Origin of the sequence: Reyranella sp., from assembly GCF_965279625.1 — a bacterium.
Classification (GTDB): domain Bacteria; phylum Pseudomonadota; class Alphaproteobacteria; order Reyranellales; family Reyranellaceae; genus Reyranella.
In genome coordinates, this window is record NZ_OZ257251.1 from 2,416,280 (window position 1) to 2,433,526 (window position 17,247).

A 17,247-nucleotide genomic window follows, 5' to 3' on the forward strand; every position below is an offset into this window, starting at 1 on the left:
CAGGCCGCCCCCATCGCGCCCAAATTGAAGCCCATCTCGCAGGGTACGGCTCGTTTGCAATCATACCTGGAGACTGAAATGTCCACGCGCCGTGCATTCCTGTGGGGAATGGCCGCTGCGACCCTCGCAGTCGGCATGGCCGCAGCACCTCTGTCCTTCGCGCAACCGAGACCGGCTGTTGCCGAGCGTCTCGGTCTCAAGGGCTACGATCCGGTCGCCTATTTCACCCTGGGCGTGGCCACACTCGGCGTCGCCGATCACGAGCTGGTCTGGGACGGCGTGCGCTACCGCTTCGCGAATGCCTGGCACCGCGACCTGTTCAGGGCCGATCCCGACAAGTACGCGCCCCAGTTCGGCGGCCAGTGCGCCATGAACATGGCCAACGGCAACCTGCGCGAATCCGATCCGACAATCTGGACCATCTCCGACGGCCGTCTCTATGTCTTTGCCAGCGCCGCGGGTTCCGAGCGGTTTCGCCAGGACTCCGGGACGAACGCGACGAAGGCCAGCGGAAACTGGCAGAACCTGAAGAGGTCGCCCGGTCCGTGAGCCGGCCGCCGTTGCGTCAGTCCAGCCCGGCCTTGCGCAGGCTCGCCGCGAGCCGCTGCTGCAGGGCCGGATCCTGGAAGCGCGAACCGAAGCTCGCGGCGTCGAGATGCGGGTTCTTGCGCCGGCCCTCTGCCATAGCGTCCTTCGCTTCGGGCGTGCGGCCCATCTCGGCATAGGCGCCGGCCAGCGGCAGGTCGAGCAGCGGATAGGCCGGGAAGCGGGCGCGCACGGTCTCGAGCAGGCGCACCGCATCGGCATAGCGGCCGCTCAGAAGATAGGCGATGCCGAGATTGAGCGCGGCTTCGGGGCCGATATTGGGGTTGAGACGGTTGGCAATCTCCGCGGTCGCGATCGATTCCTCGATGCGGCCGGTCCACAGCAGCACCGCAGCGCGGGCCCGCAGCACCTCGGCGTCGCTGGGATTGATCTCGAGCGCGCGCTCCGATTCGGCCATGGCGAGGTCGTACTTGCGGGTCGCGGCATAGGCACGGGCGAGCAGGCCGTGCGCCAGCACGCTCTCCTCGTCGAGGTCGATCGCCTTCTGCGCGTAGCGGATCGCGGTGTCGATGTCTTGCTGGGGAAATTCCGACCAGCCGAAGGTGGCGCGCTCGAAATGGACGCCGGCCAGTTCGGCATAGGCATCGGCATAGTTCGGCGCCATCACCATCGCCTTCTCCAGCATCTCGCGCGCCGCCCGGTTGCCCGACGGTGTCGTCTCCGCCGCCCTCGTGCGGCCGCGCAGCAGCATGTCGTAGGCATCGAGATTGTCGGTGGGCTTGCGCAGGGATTGCTGCACGGCGAGCTGCTGCAGGTTGGTCGCCAGGGTGCCGGCGATCCGGCGGGCGATGCGGTCCTGCACGGCGAAGATGTCGCCCAGATCGTCGTCGTAGTGCTCCGACCAGAGCTGCGTGCCGGTCATCGCGTCGCTCAACTGTACGGTGACGCGCACCCGTGGCCCCATGCGACGCACCGTGCCACCCACGATGTAACGCGCCCGCAGCGCGCGGCCGATCTCCTGCGGCGGCAGGTTCTTCCCGCGGAACGGCAGCACCGCCCCGTAGGACAGGACCGTGAGCTGCTTGAAGCGGCCCAGCGCGCGCGTGATGTCCTCGGTCAGCCCGTCGGAGAAATAGTCCTGGCCGGGATCGCCGCTCTGGTTGGCGAACACCAGCACCGCCACCGACAGGCCGGTCTCGACCGGCACCGGCGCGGCCGCCACCGCCTCCTCCGCCGGCAGGAAGTGGCCGGAGAAATAGGCCAGGGTGCCGGCACCCGCGAGCAGGACCACCGCAACGGATGAAACGGCCGTGACGAGGCGCTTGCGCACCCGTGGAAGCGGCCGGGACGGTGCGCCCTCGGCGAGCGACGCGGAGTCCAGCGCATAGACGCGGACCGGCCGGTCGATGTTCTTCACCGAGCGGTTGCCGAGGTCACGGAACGGCAAAGCCAGCTTGTCGCGGACCTGCTCGTAGACGGCGGCCGACAGGACGACCGACCCCGGCTCGGCCACGCCCTGCAGGCGGGCGGCGACGTTCACCGTGTCGCCGAACACATCGTCCTCGGAGGCAATGACGTCGCCGAGGTGCATGCCGATGCGGAAGGTCTGCCGCCGTTCCATCGGCACGCCGTCGTTGCGCGCCGCCATGCCGCGCTGCAGGTCGACGGCGCACCGCACCGCTTCGACCGCGCTGCCGAACTCGACCATCACACCGTCACCCACCGTCTTCACGATGCGGCCGCCGAACCGTTCGATCACCAGCGCCACCAGCTCGGCCAGATGCGCACGCAGGTCGACGAGGGTGCGTTCCTCGTCTGCGCGCATCATGCGGCTGTAGCCGGAGACGTCGGCGAACAGGATCGTCGCCAGCCTGCGGGTGGTGATCGGGGACGTCATCGGTCTCGCGTCAGCGCCGGGTGTGATAAAAGACGAATTCCACGGTCATGCTGCTGCTCCCTTGCAGCGGCCACAATATGGCGCTCGGACGGCCTTTGCCGCCAGAGCGGTTCGAGAGCGAGATGTCACCGTCCCTGTTCCTGTCCGGGCGCCTTGCCTGTCTCCTTTGTGTCACCCTTGCGACACCGGCGCTCGCCCAGAGCGAGGCCCCGACCGTGCTCGACTGCACCGGTCCCTTCGCCCGCACCGCCGACGAGCGCACGCTGGCGCGCGTGTTCGGCGCCGCCAACGTCGAACGGGCCGCCATTCCCGTCGGCGAGGGCAATACGGAACCGGGAACCGTCGTCTTCGCCAGGGATCCCGCCAAGCGTATCGACATCCTGTGGCACGATTCCTATTCGCGCCCCAACGTCGTCATCATCCGAAACGGCTCGACCTGGCCGGTTGCCGTCACCGGCCTCGACAAGCCGGTGACGAACGGCGCCACCTTGGCGGAGATCGAGGCGATGAACGGCAAGCCCTTCACCCTGACCGGCTTCGGCTGGGACCTCGGCGGCTACACCAACGGCTGGGACGGCGGCCGCCTCGACAAACCGGTCGGCGGCTGCAACCTCTCGGTCCGCTTCGACCCGCCGACCGATGCGCCGGGCGATGCGCTCGACAAGGTGAACGGCGACGTCGAGTTTTCCTCGACCGATTCCGCGATGCGTCAGGTCAAGCCCGTCGTCATCGAGATCGAGCTGGGCTGGCCGCAGTAGCGGTGTGAACGCTAGGAAATGTCGCTCGCCTGGATGCGCTTGACGCCGGCCGCCGTCATTTCCTTCCAGGAAGCGGCCAGCGAGCCATTGAGGTCGATGGCGCGGGTGGCGTCCTCGATCACGTAGGTGGTGAAGCCGAGCTTGCGGGCGTCCAGCGCCGTCCAGGCGACGCAGAAATCGGTGGCGAGGCCGGTCAGGAAGACGGTGTCGATGCCGCGCGCCTTGAGATAGGCCGCGAGCCCCGTCGTGGTCTTGCGATCCGCCTCCTCGAACGCCGAGTAGCTGTCGACGCCCTTGTTGAAGCCCTTGCGGATGACGAGCTGCGCCGTCGGCAGCTTTAGGTCCTTGTGCAGCGCCGCGTCGTCGGAGCCCTGGACGCAATGGTCGGGCCACAGGACCTGCGTGCCGTAGGGGAGCCCGACCGTCTCGAATGGCTTCTTGGCCGTATGCGCACTGGCGAACGAGGCGTGGCCCGGCGTGTGCCAGTCCTGCGTCACGACGACGTTCTGGAACGCGCCGGCCAGCTTGTTGATGATCGGCACGACCTCGGCGCCGCCCTTCACCGGCAACGTGCCGCCGTCGATGAAGCAGTTCTGGACGTCGATGACGATGAGGGCGCTGTTGGCGCCGGGCTTGATCGGATCAGCGGCGAGGAGCGGCGAGATCGTTCCGCCGACCACGCCGAGAGCGACTGCCGACCGCACGAAGCCGCGGCGCGACAGGCGAGTCATGTTCGATGTCATGGCCATCCTCCGATGCTGGATGATGCAGCAGTCTAGCGCCTCCGAGCCGAAGAGGCGACCGGCATCACTGGCCCTTGAAGGCCGGCGGGCGCTTCTCGGCGAAGGCGCGGCGCGCTTCCTTGGCATCCTCGGAGCCGTTCAGGATGCCGCCGGCATTCGAGGTGAGGACCATGGTGGTCTCCATCGTGCTGTCGAGGGCCGCGCGCATGATGCGCTTGCCGACCCACTGCACCAGCGGCGGCACCTTGATGATGCGGTCGCACAACGCCCGCGTGGTCTCCTCAAGCTTGTCCGACGCCACGAGGTGATTGAGCATACCCCAGTTATAGGCGCGGTCCGCGTCGAGCTCGCCGGTGTAGGCGAATTCGAGCGCCCGGCCGAGGCCGACCATCTTCGGCAGATAGTAGGAGCCGCCATTCTCAATGATCTGGCCGGCATTCTGGTAGCCGATGAAGCGGGTCTTCTCGCAGCCGATGCGGATGTCGCAGTGAAGCGCCATGTCCATGCCCGAGCCGACCGCCGGGCCGTTGATCATCGCGATGGTCGGCTTGCGGATCAGCGAGATGTCGCGGTGGAGCTTGGTGAAGCCGTGAAAGAAGTGCTGACGCGCGGCATCGGGCCCCTCGTGCGAGCCGCGGTTGCCGGGGAACTCCTCGCCCGTCACCTCCACCGGCATCTTCGAGCGCAGGTCGGCGCCGGCACAGAATACGCGGCCGACGCCGGTGAGCACGATCACGCGGATCTTCGGATCGTCGTCGCCGGCACGCATGTACTCGCCGACCTTGGCGACGGTGCCGTTCTCCTCCGCCGTCCCGACGAGCGCGTTGAGCCGGTCCGGGCGGTTGAACCTGATCCAGAGGATTCCGTTCTCCTCGGGCTCATAGGACAGGTAGTCGACAAGCTTCGGCGCCATGCGTGTTTCCTCCACTGCTGATCGGGCGAACGCGGAGTATCGACCGGCGCAAGTCCACCGTCATGGGTGCAGTTTCGCAGCGTCTTTCAGATGACGCCTGCCCTTGCCCGGCGAGGCGCGTTCAGGCGGCCTCGTCCAGTGATGAGCAGGTGCCGCTGACGCGGGTCTGGCGCATGTAGCGGCGGTGGCGGTCGGCGTCGTAGCCGCTGCCGGCGTGCAGCAGGCAGCGATTGTCCCAGAACACGACATCGCCCGGCTGCCAGGCGTGATGGTAGACATGCTCGGGCCGGATCGCCTCGTCGGTCAGCGCATCGATCAGGGCACGGCCGGCGGCCGGGTCCATGCCCTCGATCTCGCGCACGTGGCTGCCGAGGAACAGGTTCTTCGCTCCCGTCGCCGGGTTGGTCCGGACCAGCCGTTGGCGCACCGGCGGCAGCGAGGCCGCCAGTTCGGGCGACACCGCATCGGGCGCAACCTTGGAACGCGAATGGACGTAGTCGTGGATCGCGATCAGCGGCTCGAGCTCCGCTTTGCGCTCGGGCGAGAGGCGGTCGTAAGCGGCGCGCAGGGAGACGAACATGGTGATGCCGCCCTCGGCCGGCGTCTCGTAAGCGCACATCACCGAGAGGAAAGCCGGCACCGGTTTGAACGAGGCATCGGAGTGCCACATGTTGTTGCCGGTCAGGAAGATCGTCTTCTTGTGAGAATTGCCCAGCACCGTGCCGTCCTTCTGCACGTTGCCGATGGTGCCGAAATACTCGACCTTGCCGACGCTGGTATGGCTGGGCTCCGGCTTGCCGAGTTGCCGCGTCAGCGCGAGCTGGCGTTCGTCGTCCATTGACTGACCGGGAAAGCAGACGAACGAGTAGCGATCGATCGCCGCGTTGATCTCCGCGACCAGATCAGTTGAAAGCGGCGTGCCGACATCGACGCCGCGCAAGCGGACGCCGAACTCGGGATGGAGCGCTTCGTAAGAGAGCTGGGACATGGCGCGCGAGCCTCCGGGGTTTCGCCCGACCATAGGATCACCGCGCCGAGCCCCGCAACGAGCGATGCGAGCAACGTTCGCACCTCGGCTCCAGGGGCGGTTAAGCGCGGGCGCGGCCCTCAGCGGTCAGCGGGCGGCGTTGTCGACGATGCAGGCCAGGGCCTGCTGGAGCTGGGGCAGGTTCTCTTCCAGCATGAGCGTGCCGCCGAAACGCGGGTTGATCTCGAACACCGCGATCGCGCCGTCGGGCCGGAGTGTGTAGTCGACACTGCAGGGGCCGTCATAGCCAAGGGGCAGGAGCAGGCGCTCGATCGCCGTCCCCGCGCCGGAGGGGCAAGCGACCGCGGTCATCGACCGGAAGTCGACGCCGCGCCGGATCTCCTGCCCGTCCTCGGTCTCGAAGGCGAAGGTCGCGGACCACAAGGGGCGGCCGGCCTTGCATACGCAGTGGGTCGAATATTCGAGCGGGCCCTCGACGACCTGCTGGACGACGAACCTGCCGCCGTCCCACGGTTCGCTGCGCAGGAAGTCGTCGAGCTCGCGGTCCGAGCGCAGGATCCGGCTGCCGAAGCCGAAGGCCGCCGTCACGTATTTCACGATGCAGGGAAAGGCGACCTGCCCGCGCGTCGCATAGGTGGCGGGGCAGAGGTCGCCCAGCCCCTCCGCCTCGACATAGGCGGCGAAGCACGCCTTGTTGCGCAAGGTGGCGACCGCGCGGTCGTCGGGCGCCAGTGCCGCGAGGCTGCGCGGACGGTTGACGATATTGTCCTCCGACAGGGGAATGACGAGGGTACGGATGTCGGCGGGCAGAGGCTCCGGACACGGCCGCGCCGGATCGTCGGGCCACAGCACGACCTCCCCCACCGCCGGACAGGCCCGCCAGGCCCGTGGCTCGGACAGGCGGTCCAGCCAGTTGTCGGCGAAGGCGCCGAAGACGACGACCCGCACCGGCGTCGCCCGCCCCTGCCCCGGCGGCAGCGGCAGGACGATGCGCAGCGGGATGCGGGCGACCGACTTGCGGGCACGGTGAAGGATCGTGCGCAGCGGGCGCGGCAGCAACGCCCGCACCCGTCGGGCGGTGTCGCCGGCGCCCCAGCGCCGCAGGGCGATGATCGGGCGGTTCAGAGGTCCCATAAGTGGCAAAGGATGTGAGAAATTCTCCCCATCCTGTCAACGTCGCCGGCCGCGGCGTCGTCACGCTTCGAGCGCTCACGCCGACAGGTCGAGCTTTCCTTCGATCTGCAGGATGCGGACGGCCTGCAGCGACAGCACGCTCAGCGCATCGCGGATCTCGCCGGCCTCGACCATGCGGAACGCCTCGGCGAGCGGCACGCGCTTCACCGCCAGCTCCTCGGTGGCTTCCGGCTCGGCCTCGCCCTGCACCAGGCCCCACGCGAGATAGGCCACGGCGCGCTCGTCGGAGACCGAGTTGGAGAGATCGGCCTCGAGCAGCTTGCGCCAGTGCCGCGCCGTGAGCCCGGTCTCCTCGCGCAGCTCGCGCGCCGCCGAGTCCAGCGGATCGACGCCGTGCGCTCCGCCGCCCTCGGGAATCTCCCAGCTGTAGGCATCGAGCGGAAAGCGATACTGGCCGACCAGATAGGTGTGGCCCTCGGCATCGACCGGCACGACCCCGATGGCGAGGTTCCTGTAGTGCAGCAGCCCGTAGATCCCGGGCGTCTGCGACGGCGTCAGCACCTCGTGATGGGTGACCCGGATCCACGGGTTCTCGTAGACGTCCTCGGCGGACAGGATGGTCCAGGGGCCTTTTTTGGTGGGCGTCATGGGTGGCCTCTACTCTCGGGAGACCCATCGTAGGCCCGTTCGAGCGGCGCGCAGCAACTATCCCGGACCCAATCTGGCCTCCCGTTCGGCGCGCTGGTTTCGCCACGTCCCGAGCCCCCTGCTCGACCCTGCCCCACTCCCATGCTGACGAGCCGAAGATGCTCGACCGTCATCCATTCTTCTCGGGAACCACGACGGTCCGGCGGGCATTGCCTTTGGCCTTCCCGCCTGTCGCGGCGGAGGCGGCTTCCAGATCGCTCACGAGAAATGAAGGAAAACCATGCGTCTTCCCACCCTGTTGTTTGCTCTAGCCCTCGCCGTCGCCACCCCCGCATTGGCCCAGGCGCCGAAGCCCGTCGATTCCGCCGCGCTCGCCCAGGCCAAGGTCTTCCTGGAGAAGTCCGGCTCGGCCGCGATCGGCCAGCAGATGGCGACCGCCATTCTGAATGCGCAGAGGGCCGGCCTCGAACAGGCCAATCCCGGCAAGACGGCGGAGATCAATGAAGTGATCGGTCTCATGCAAGCCGAGTTCACCAAGCAGCTCCCGCCCCTGATCGATGCCATGGCCGCCGTCTATGCGCAGCACTTCACCAAGGACGAGCTGACCGAGGTCACCGCCTTCTACGACTCGCCGGTGGGCCGCAAGATGGTCAAGGAGATGCCCCAGATCGTCTCCGAGAGCATGACGGTGGCCCAGACCTTCGGCCAGAAGATCGCGATGGAGGTCATGATCAAGCTCCAGCCCGAGCTGGAGAAGCGCAAGCTGAAGACGAACAAGAGCTAATCCTTGCCCAGGATCGACGTGAAGCCGTTCGAGGCCTACAGCCTCGAGCGGCGGTGCGAGCGATTACGTGGGGGAGAACAACGCCAGGAGATAGGGGGCGAGGCCTGTGCTCGCGACCAGGAATCCCAATCCGGCCAGCATGACGACGAGGTCGCCGCTCCAGAACCGGGGCTCGGCTCGGCCTTGGGGCGCTCGACCTTCGCCTCAGCCCGGCAGGACAAGGCAATCTCGGGGTTGCCGCCCCATGCACACGCTACCGCGTGTGCCTGCCCCTCGCGGAACCACAATTCCAGCGCTTTGGCTGGAAGCCATGCAGGAACCGCGGTGCGCAGGGCACAGAGGGCCGGGCGATGGCCGACGTGCGTCTATTCTTCCCGGCCCGATTCTTCAGAAAGTCGACGATTTCTGCCTTAGTTGTGCATCATACTGTGCGCGGGAGCATTGGGTGGATGGGCAAACAATGGGGCTGGCGATGAAGAGACGTGTTCTGACGCAGGCGCTGTTGATGGGGCTGGTGGCGCGCAGCGTCCCGGCCTTTGCCGCGAATCTGCCGCCCCTGCAGGAAACGCCGGGTCTGCGCGAGAAGGTCAAGTCGGGTGGCCTGCCGCCGGTGGCCGAGCGCCTGCCGAAGCAGCCACGCGTTCTCGAGAGCTTCTCGGGCGCCGACGGCATCGGCAAACACGGCGGCCAGCTCAACATGCTGGTCGCGGCCACGCGCGACACCCGTTTGATGACGATCTACAGCTACACACGGCTGATCGTGTACGACGACAAGTTCAAGCTGCATCCCGACATCCTCGAAAGCTACGAGGTCAAGGACGGCCGCGAGTTCACCCTGAAGCTGCGCGCCGGGCACAAATGGTCGGACGGCCATCCCTTCACTACCGAGGACTTCCGCTTCTTCTGGGAGGACATCGCCAACAACAAGGATCTGTCGCCCAACGGTCCCTCGGTCGAGCTGCTGGTCGAGGGCAAGCCGCCCAAGGTCGAGATCCTCGACGAGGTGACGATCCGCTACAGCTGGGACAAGCCCAACCCCGACTTCATCGAGAGCCAGGCGCGCGCCGCCCCGCTGTTCCTGTTCCGCCCGGCCCACTACCTGAAGAAGCTCCACGGCAAGTACACGGCCGAGGAGGACATCCTCAAGCTCTACAAGGGCAGCCGCTGGTCCAACGTGTTCAAGCGCCAGGACGCGATGTACGGCAACAGCAACGTCGACCTGCCGACGCTCAACCCATGGGTCCTCACCACGGTGCCGCCAGCCCAGCGCTTCGTGTTCGTGCGCAATCCCTACTTCCACCGCATCGACAGCAAGGGCCAGCAGCTGCCCTACATCGACGACGTGATCATGACCGTGGTGGCGGCCAACCTGATTCCGGCCAAGGCGGGACTCGGCGAATCCGACCTGCAACCGCGCTATCTCGGCCTGCGCGACTACACCTTCCTGCGCGACGCCGCCAAGACCTCCGGCATCAAGGCGCTGTTGTGGGAGAAGGGCTCGGGCTCGGAGGTCGCCTTCTATCCCAACATGAACGCCAACGACGAGACCTGGCGCAAGCTCAACCGCGACGTCCGCTTCCGCCGCGCGCTGTCACTGGCGATCGACCGGCACGAGCTGAGCGAGGTCGTCTATGGCGGCATGGCCAAGCCCTCGGCCAACACGATCATGCCGCGCTCGCCGCTGTTCAAGCCGGAGTACGCCACCAAGTGGGCGGGCCACGACGTCAAGGCGGCCAACAAGCTGCTCGACGAGATCGGGCTCGCCAAGAAGGGCGGCGACGGCATCCGCCTGCTGCCCAACGGCCAGCCGGCGATGTTCGTGATCGAGCATTCCAGCGAGAAATCCGACGAGGTCGACACGATGACCCTGGTCGTCGACCAATGGAAGAAGGTCGGGATCAAGGCGCTGCTGAAGCCGCAGACCACCGACAATTTCCGGCTGCGCACCACCTCCGGCGAGGCGATCATGACCGCCTATGCCGGCATGACCACGGCCGCGCCGACCGCCGACACCAGCCCGCGCGAGTTCACGCCGGTGATGCAGGGCGGGCTGCAATGGCCGAAATGGGGTCTCTACATCGAGTCGAAGGGCAAGCAGGGCGAGCCCTGCGACATGGAAGTCGGCAAGCACCTGCTCGAGCTGCTGCACAAGTGGGAGCAGTCGGTCGACGCCGCCGAACGGCGCAAGGCGTGGGAGGAGATCCTGGCGGTGAATGCCGAGGAGGTCTTCTCGATCGGGACGGTGAACGAAGTGCGCCAGCCGGTTACGGTGGCCAAGAAGGTGCGCAACGTGCCGGAGAAGGGCTACTGGGCCTGGGATCCGGGCGGCTATATCGGCCTCTATGAGCCCGACACGTTCTGGATCGCCAGCTAGCGATCCAGAGGCCGGTCGGAGAGAACGATCGCGGGGTCCATCACTTTGGGCTTGGTCACTGGGGCTTGAGCGGGCCCTCGAACAGGCAGTAGCCGTCGAGCATGATGGTCGAGGCGCCGGGCTTCAGAGAGCCCACCACGTCCATCTTGTTGCCGCCGCCGACGACGGCCGTCGACTTGAACTTCATGTCGGGCCCGAGCGTCGCCTTGAAGCCGCGCTCGGGGCGGCCTTCCTGCTGGAACCAGCCATCGATGTCGGTGCCGACGACCGTCACCTTGATCGTCATCTTGTAGGTCGGGCACTTGCCGCTGCCGGGCACGTTCAGCCCGTAGCCCGTCCAGGTGAAGATGGCCGGCTCCGCGAGAGCAGGCGCGGCGGGAAGAAGAGCGATCAGGGCGGCCACAGCAAATTTCTTCAGCATCGGACTTTCCCTCACCGGAAGGTGGCACAAACACGCGAACTTACGCTGAATTCTAACCATTTTCGGTGTCGAAATCGCGCCGTTTCGAAGGCAGATCCCCTTTCGACGGGCGTTCATCTGGCGCGCTTCTTCCGCGGCGTCCCCGCCTTGGCGGCCTTGCGCACCGGGCCGATCTTGGAGGCGAGCGCGGTCTGCAGCGCCTTCTCCGCCTCCCGGATCTTGGCGTCCCGGTTAGCGTCGCCGTCCGGCAGGTTGCGGGCGAAGGCCAGCCGCGCTTCGGCGCGCTGCAGGAAGATCGCCTTCTTGGCTTCGGAAATCGGCTTGCCCATGAACTCTCCTGCCGAAAAGCGGCATCATTTGCGGTCCGGCACCTTATCCACTTTCCGGTCCGCCGGGGGCACCTCCGTCTCGGAACTGCCCTCGTCGCGCTCCGGGCGTTCCACGGTGCGTTCCTGCCCGTAGCGGCCGCCTTTCTCCGCGTCCTCGCGTTTGTAGCCCGGCCCCTCGTCCGCCTCGGCGCCATAGACGCCCGTCTTCTGCTTCTCCTCGCGACGCGCGTACTTGGCTTGTTCGGTGCCGCTGTAACTGGCCGAGGCCTCGTTCGGGTCGGGCTTTTTGGGCGTCTGCGCCATGAAATCCTCCAGGGGGCTGATGGTTCGGCCCCGGTGAACGCGCCCGCCCCGACAACGGATGCACGACAAGGGAGGCAGCCGGCCGAACGGCACCGGCCAGCCCTTGACATGTGTCAAGAACGGCCGTGCGGGCCGGCCTTATTCTGCGGCGGCGGCGCGGACCCTCGCGTCTCGAAGGATGCCGTCCATGACCAACGTGACCAAGCTGCGCGCCCGGCCGACCGTTCCCGAACTCGAGCGTCCCGTGCACTCGGTGCCGGCCGACGACCTCGTTACCGCCGGAAAGCGGCTGCGCGACTCGGTTCCGCGCACCAGCCAGGGCGAATGGAAGCGTTCCCGGGACCGCCGCGACCCGCTGGAGATTCTCAGGGCCTCCGACGAGGGGCGCCAGACCGACCTGCTGCCGATCCGCTACGGCCGCATGCTGCAATCGCCGTTCACCTTCTATCGAGGGGCGGCCTCGGTGATGGCCGCCGACCTTGCGGCCACGCCCTCGACAGGCGTTCACGTGCAGGCCTGCGGCGACTGTCACCTGCTGAACTTCGGTGGCTTCGCCACGCCCGAGCGCAGCATCAACTTCGACATCAACGATTTCGACGAGACCCTGCCGGCGCCCTGGGAATGGGACCTCAAGCGGCTGGTCGCCTCGTTCGTGCTGGCGGCGCGGTCGAACGGCCTGTCGGAAGCGGCGGGGCGTGACGCGGCCAGGGCCGCCGCCCGCAGCTACCGCGAGCGCCTGCGCGACGTCGCCGAGATGAGTCCACTGGAGGCCTGGTACACAAGGATCGGACCGGAGGAGTTGTACGGCCTGACCGACGATCCGCAGTTCAGGAAGCGCGTGCAGCGCCGGGTCGAGGCGGCGCAGGAAGAGCGGGCCTCGGACATCGATTTCCCCAAGCTGGCGGAAATGGTCGGCGGCCAGATCCAGATCAAGGATCAGCCACCGCTGATCTTCCACCCGGAGTTCACGCGCGCCGAAGGTTTCCGGGAGGCGGTGGACAAGGCCTTTGCCAGCTACCGCGACACGCTGTCCGACGATCGCAAGGCGCTGCTCGACCGCTATCGCCTGGTCGACGTCGCCATGAAGGTGGTCGGCATCGGCAGCGTCGGCCGCTACTGCTCGATCGGCCTGCTGATGTCATCGTCGAACCAGCCGCTGTTCCTCCAGTTCAAGGAGGCCGTGCCCTCGGTGCTGGAGCCCTATGCCGGCAAGAGCGGCTACGGCCATGCCGGACAGCGCGTGGTCCAGGGCCAGCGCCTGATGCAGTCGTCGTCGGACATCTTCCTGGGCTGGGCGACCGGCCTGCGCGGCAACGACCTCTACGTCCGCCAGCTGCGCGACGCCAAGATCAAGCCCCTGGTCGAGACCTTCGACCGCAAGATGCTGCTGCTTTTCGGCAAGGCCTGCGGCTGGGCGCTGGCGCGGGCGCACGGGCGCGCCAGCCATCCCTGGCTGATCGCGGGCTACCTCGGCACGAGCGAGGCGTTCGACGAGGCCATGGTGAAGTTCGCGGTGGCCTATGCCGACCAGACCGAGCGCGACCATGCCCTGCTGAAAGCGGCGGTCGCCGCCGGCCGGATCAAGGTCCATCTCGAGGAAGACCGCTAGCGCGGGCGCCGACGATGCCGTTCGACATCGACGCCCACTCCCTGCTCGCGATCTTCGCCGTCAGCCTGGTGCTGATCGTAGGTGCAGGTGAAGCGGGGCACTGGCTCGGGGTGCGGGCTGCCCGGCAGGGCGCGTCGGCGGTGTCGACCCTGGAAGGCGCCATCCTGGGCCTGCTGGCGCTCATGATCGGGTTCACCTTCTCGATGGCCCTGGCGCGCTTCGAAGCCCGGCGCGACGGGGCCGTGACCGAGGCCGCCGCGATCGGCACGACGGCGCTGCGGGCCCGCCTGCTGCCGGCGCCGCATGACCGCGAGTCCGTGAAACTGCTGCGCGACTACGTCCAGATCCGCCTCGATCTCGCCCGCGGCCCGATCGGCCGCGCCGAGTTCGATGGGGCGATCGCGCCGTCCAACCTTCTGCAGGAGGCGCTCTGGCGGCAGGCCCAGGCGGTGGCGGCGAAAGACAATGCGATGGTGCCGACGGGGCTCTTCATCCAGTCGCTGAACGAGATGATCGACGACCAGGAGAAGCGCCTGTCGGCGATGACCAACCGCCTGCCCCTCATCGTCATCGCCGCCCTCTACGCCATGTGCGTCATGGGCATCGGCTTCGCCGGCTACGGCAGCGGCGTCGAATCGAAGCGAACGCGCGTGCCCGTCCACATCACCGGCCTGCTCGTGGCGACGATGGTGCTGCTGATCCAGGACATCGACCGGCCGGGCAGCGGCTTCATCCGGGTGAGTCAGCAGCCGCTCGTCAACGCGGCGGCCACGATCGACGCCTTCCCCGCCGGCCGGCCATGACACCGCCGGTGCCGTTGACGCGCGGCAGGCTGCGCACGCCGCGGGCCGCGGCGGTCGCCGGCATCCTGTTCTCCGGCCTGCTGACCCTCGCGTTCCTGCTGTTGCTGTCGGCGGTCCCGCGGGACTCAGCGGAGCACGGCACGTGGCTGGCCAACGGCCTCGATCGGGTCGTGCTCGCGATCAACCTGATCCCGTTCGCCGGTGTCGCCTTCCTGTGGTTCATCGGCGTGGTGCGCGACCGCCTGGCCGAGGCCGAGGACCGCCTGTTCGCCACGGTCTTCCTGGGCAGCGGGCTTCTCTTCCTCGTCCTGATGTTCGTGGCAAGCGCCGTGTTCGGGGCCATCGTCCTGGTCCATGTCGCCCATCCGGGAGCGCTCGGCGACTCGCCCGCCTTCGCCCTGGCGCGCGCCTTCGCCTACACGCTGGTCAACGTCTATGCGATCCGGATGGCGGGCATGTTCATGCTGATCACCTCGACGATCGCGCTCCGCACCGCCTTCATCGCACGCTGGCTGGCGGCGCCCGGCTTCGCGATGGGACTGTTCCTGCTGTTCGCCAGCCCGTGGATCGACTGGACCTTCATCGTCTTCCCGCTCTGGGCGCTGTTGATCAGCGTCTACCTGCTGGTCACGAGCCTGAAGAAGGAAGGCGACGGACGGCAGACGGAGAGAAGCGTGCCGTAGCCCGCGACCGCGCCATCTTGCGGCCGGCCGGCGGCACGACCTACGCTCCGGCGCGGCAGGTCCGCTGCCCTTCAAACGCACGAAACACGACGCCCATGATCCGTTCGCGCCTTACGATCGTTATCGCTTCCGTTGCGGCCGCGATCGCCACTGCCGTCCCCTGTCTCGCACAACGGCCGGAGCCCGTGCGCATCGGTGGAATGGGCATCGATGCGACCGAAGTGACGATCGGCCAGTTTCGGGCCTTCGCCCGCGCCACGTCGTTACGAACGGCGGCCGAGCGCGAGGGCGGTGGCTTCGAATACACCGGCGGATGGACGCGGCGGCAGGGCTGGACCTACGAGCATCCGCAGGGCCAGCCCGGCCAGGACTCCGAGCCCGCCGTGCACGTGACCTGGGCCGAGGCCGAGGCCTTCTGCCGGCATGTCGGCGGCCGTCTGCCGACCCTCGCGGAGTGGCGAAGCGCCGCCTACACCGAGCAACGCGAACGCCCGACCGACGGCTACGTGCGCGGGCAGACCTACCCGTATCCGGTGGGCGACGCCCCCGACGGCATGAACAACAACCGCCGGGCGCATGTTGCGGTCGCGACCACCAGACGCGGCGTCAACGGGCTCTACGACATGGGCGCCAACGTCTGGGAGTGGCTGGCGGACCGGCGCGGGGACGAGGCCCTCACCGCCGGCGGATCCTGGTGGTACGGTCCGGCACAGGCCCGCGCCGACGGCGCCCAGTGGAAGGCCGCCAGCTTCTACGCCCTCTATATAGGGTTTCGCTGCGCTTACGACCCCAAGGGTTGAGGCCAGTCCCCCGGAATCGCGACCGGGCAGAGTCGTTTCGACTGTTTCGTTTATTTCGTTCATTTCGTTTATACACGGCTTGACGATGTCGCCGGGCGACGAGCACACGCGTCTTGCGTCACCCCCCACATCAGCCTCGCCCTACGAGCGCCCGCCGTCCTCGTCTGCCTCCTTGGGCTTCTTCTATCGCTCAGCAGTTTGAATGGTCGTCCAGTCCTTGGTTTGGGCAACCCGGATATGCGAGTGATCGGTCGTGTGGAACGTTCGGCACCGAGGCCAGTCAGGTCCTCGGGAGTACCGATCGGATAAGGGAGAGGTTTGGAGATGTTCTCGCATATTTTCGTCGGCGCGGACGACGTTGCTGTTTCGAAAAAGTTCTATGATGCTGTGCTCGGAGCGATCGGCGTGCCGGAAGGCAAGATCGATCCCAAGGGCAGAGTCTTCTATCGCACCCCCACCGGCACCTTGGGACTCAGCAAGCCCATCGACGGCAACGCGGCCACCCATGCCAACGGCGGCACAATCGGTTTCACCTGCGACAGCCCCGAAAAAGTGAAAGCCTTCCACGATGCGGGCGTCGCGAACGGTGGCAAGACCATCGAGGACCCGCCCGGCTGGCGCGAGGGCGGAGCGACGAGACTCTATCTCTGCTATCTGCGCGATCCATACGGCAACAAGATTTGCGCTTTGCACCGCGGCTAACCCGCTCGACAAGGACGGCCCTCAGCCGCAGCAGCCTGGCCAGGATCATGCGGCTTTCGGCTGAGGGCCTCGCAACAGGATCGGTCGGCCTATTGAGCCGGCTGGTCACAAATTCGACGGCCTGCCCGCCGATAACGCGAGCCCCAATTCTTCTATCTCGGGCTTGGTTAGCGGCACGCGGCCGCCAGCTTCTACGCCCTCTATATTAGGTTTCGCTGCGCTTACGACGCTAAGGGTAGATGCCGCCCCCGGAAGCGCGTCCAGGGCATGTGCGTTTCAGTTGTTTCGTTTATTTCGGTTGCGGCTGCCCGAAGACGTCCGGGCTGCGCGATTTCGCTCTGGGCGCCGGGTTGAGCCCATTGACGAAGCCCTTGGCGGGCATGCTCTTCATGCTGGCGCTCAGCTGGAACGGCGATCCGAAGCAGATCGCGATCGAGATCAGCTCCGACGTGATGATCCTGGCGCTGTTTGCAGGCGTGGTGGCGGCGTTGGCCTGGGCCATGGGAAAGGCGGCCGCCCTCGCCGAAGAAAACAGCCAGTTCGTCTGATCGCCATGCCCATCAAGGTGAGCCTTGCGGTCATACTGGCGCGGCGCAATGTGAAGTCGAAGGAACTGGCCGAATATATCGGCATCACCGAGGCCAATCTCAGCCTGCTCAGGCAGGGCAAGGTCAAAGGCATACGCTTCAACACATTGGACGCGATCTGCCGCTACCTCGATTGTCAGCCGGGGGACATTCTGGCGTTCGAGCCAGACGACGAAACGACGCTGCCTCCGGGCGCGATAGCGGGAGATGGAGCGTAATCGGCGA

20 protein-coding genes are annotated in these 17,247 nt (G+C 67.0%); 11 read left to right on the forward strand and 9 right to left on the reverse strand.

Going from position 1 to position 17,247, the window contains the following annotated elements:
• Positions 1-78 precede the first annotated feature (78 nt).
• Positions 79-549 carry a YHS domain-containing (seleno)protein gene (locus ACQY78_RS11790; RefSeq protein WP_428685817.1) on the forward strand — a complete coding sequence of 157 codons (471 nt, stop codon included), beginning with the start codon at positions 79-81 and terminating at the stop codon, positions 547-549.
• A 16-nt stretch (positions 550-565) separates the two neighbouring features.
• Here ACQY78_RS11790 and ACQY78_RS11795 read toward each other — a convergent pair whose 3' ends face one another.
• Positions 566-2,443, reverse strand: coding sequence for an adenylate/guanylate cyclase domain-containing protein (locus ACQY78_RS11795; protein ID WP_428685819.1), 1,878 nt, complete (start codon positions 2,441-2,443; stop codon positions 566-568).
• A gap of 122 nt (positions 2,444-2,565) precedes the next feature.
• Between ACQY78_RS11795 and ACQY78_RS11800 the strand changes: the two genes are divergently transcribed.
• A complete protein-coding gene (locus ACQY78_RS11800) occupies positions 2,566-3,201 on the forward strand; it encodes a hypothetical protein (protein ID WP_428685821.1) in 636 nt (211 codons plus the stop codon).
• Between the two features lie 11 nt (positions 3,202-3,212).
• Here ACQY78_RS11800 and pncA read toward each other — a convergent pair whose 3' ends face one another.
• From pncA to ACQY78_RS11825, 5 genes are all read right to left on the reverse strand, one after another.
• Positions 3,213-3,944, reverse strand: coding sequence for a bifunctional nicotinamidase/pyrazinamidase (gene pncA, locus ACQY78_RS11805; protein ID WP_428685823.1), 732 nt, complete (start codon positions 3,942-3,944; stop codon positions 3,213-3,215).
• Positions 3,945-4,008: 64 nt separating this feature from the next.
• Positions 4,009-4,857 carry an enoyl-CoA hydratase/isomerase family protein gene (locus ACQY78_RS11810; RefSeq protein ID WP_428685825.1) on the reverse strand — a complete coding sequence of 283 codons (849 nt, stop codon included), beginning with the start codon at positions 4,855-4,857 and terminating at the stop codon, positions 4,009-4,011.
• A gap of 121 nt (positions 4,858-4,978) precedes the next feature.
• A complete protein-coding gene (locus ACQY78_RS11815; protein ID WP_428685827.1) occupies positions 4,979-5,845 on the reverse strand; it encodes a TauD/TfdA dioxygenase family protein in 867 nt (288 codons plus the stop codon).
• Between the two features lie 126 nt (positions 5,846-5,971).
• On the reverse strand, positions 5,972-6,988 hold the full coding sequence (locus ACQY78_RS11820) for a hypothetical protein (RefSeq protein WP_428685829.1): 1,017 nt from the start codon (positions 6,986-6,988) through the stop codon (positions 5,972-5,974).
• A gap of 66 nt (positions 6,989-7,054) precedes the next feature.
• Positions 7,055-7,627 (reverse strand): NUDIX domain-containing protein, encoded by a 573-nt coding sequence (locus ACQY78_RS11825; protein WP_428685831.1) that lies wholly within the window; start codon positions 7,625-7,627, stop codon positions 7,055-7,057.
• 280 nt (positions 7,628-7,907) lie between these two features.
• On the opposite strand from ACQY78_RS11825, the gene ACQY78_RS11830 reads away from it, so the two are divergent.
• Both ACQY78_RS11830 and ACQY78_RS11835 read left to right on the forward strand, forming a co-directional pair.
• On the forward strand, positions 7,908-8,411 hold the full coding sequence (locus tag ACQY78_RS11830; RefSeq protein ID WP_428685833.1) for a DUF2059 domain-containing protein: 504 nt from the start codon (positions 7,908-7,910) through the stop codon (positions 8,409-8,411).
• A gap of 472 nt (positions 8,412-8,883) precedes the next feature.
• Positions 8,884-10,785, forward strand: a complete 1,902-nt coding sequence (locus ACQY78_RS11835) for an ABC transporter substrate-binding protein (protein ID WP_428685835.1) — start codon at positions 8,884-8,886, stop codon at positions 10,783-10,785.
• Positions 10,786-10,840: 55 nt separating this feature from the next.
• Here the strand turns inward: ACQY78_RS11835 and ACQY78_RS11840 are convergent, their stop codons facing one another.
• From ACQY78_RS11840 to ACQY78_RS11850, 3 genes are all read right to left on the reverse strand, one after another.
• Positions 10,841-11,206 carry a hypothetical protein gene (locus tag ACQY78_RS11840; RefSeq protein ID WP_428685837.1) on the reverse strand — a complete coding sequence of 122 codons (366 nt, stop codon included), beginning with the start codon at positions 11,204-11,206 and terminating at the stop codon, positions 10,841-10,843.
• Between the two features lie 113 nt (positions 11,207-11,319).
• Positions 11,320-11,535 (reverse strand): hypothetical protein, encoded by a 216-nt coding sequence (locus tag ACQY78_RS11845; RefSeq protein WP_428685839.1) that lies wholly within the window; start codon positions 11,533-11,535, stop codon positions 11,320-11,322.
• A 24-nt stretch (positions 11,536-11,559) separates the two neighbouring features.
• Positions 11,560-11,838 (reverse strand): hypothetical protein, encoded by a 279-nt coding sequence (locus tag ACQY78_RS11850; protein ID WP_428685841.1) that lies wholly within the window; start codon positions 11,836-11,838, stop codon positions 11,560-11,562.
• A gap of 187 nt (positions 11,839-12,025) precedes the next feature.
• Between ACQY78_RS11850 and ACQY78_RS11855 the strand changes: the two genes are divergently transcribed.
• The 7 genes from ACQY78_RS11855 (at position 12,026) to ACQY78_RS11885 (ending at position 17,240) form a co-directional block, all read left to right on the forward strand.
• Positions 12,026-13,447, forward strand: a complete 1,422-nt coding sequence (locus ACQY78_RS11855; RefSeq protein ID WP_428685843.1) for a DUF2252 domain-containing protein — start codon at positions 12,026-12,028, stop codon at positions 13,445-13,447.
• Positions 13,448-13,461: 14 nt separating this feature from the next.
• Entirely contained in the window at positions 13,462-14,250 is a 789-nt protein-coding gene (locus ACQY78_RS11860; protein ID WP_428685845.1) for a hypothetical protein, read from the forward strand.
• Positions 14,247-14,933 (forward strand): hypothetical protein, encoded by a 687-nt coding sequence (locus ACQY78_RS11865; protein WP_428685847.1) that lies wholly within the window; start codon positions 14,247-14,249, stop codon positions 14,931-14,933. The genes ACQY78_RS11860 and ACQY78_RS11865 overlap by 4 nt, the downstream gene beginning before the upstream one ends.
• Before the next feature lie 95 nt (positions 14,934-15,028).
• The gene (locus ACQY78_RS11870; RefSeq protein ID WP_428685849.1) at positions 15,029-15,733 is read left to right on the forward strand and encodes a formylglycine-generating enzyme family protein; all 705 of its coding nucleotides are present in this window, start codon (positions 15,029-15,031) and stop codon (positions 15,731-15,733) included.
• 324 nt (positions 15,734-16,057) lie between these two features.
• Positions 16,058-16,435 (forward strand): VOC family protein, encoded by a 378-nt coding sequence (locus ACQY78_RS11875; protein WP_428685851.1) that lies wholly within the window; start codon positions 16,058-16,060, stop codon positions 16,433-16,435.
• A gap of 239 nt (positions 16,436-16,674) precedes the next feature.
• Positions 16,675-16,983 (forward strand): hypothetical protein, encoded by a 309-nt coding sequence (locus ACQY78_RS11880; RefSeq protein WP_428685853.1) that lies wholly within the window; start codon positions 16,675-16,677, stop codon positions 16,981-16,983.
• Between the two features lie 5 nt (positions 16,984-16,988).
• Complete coding sequence (locus ACQY78_RS11885; RefSeq protein ID WP_428685855.1) at positions 16,989-17,240, forward strand: helix-turn-helix domain-containing protein; 252 nt, start codon at positions 16,989-16,991, stop codon at positions 17,238-17,240.
• Positions 17,241-17,247 lie beyond the last annotated feature (7 nt).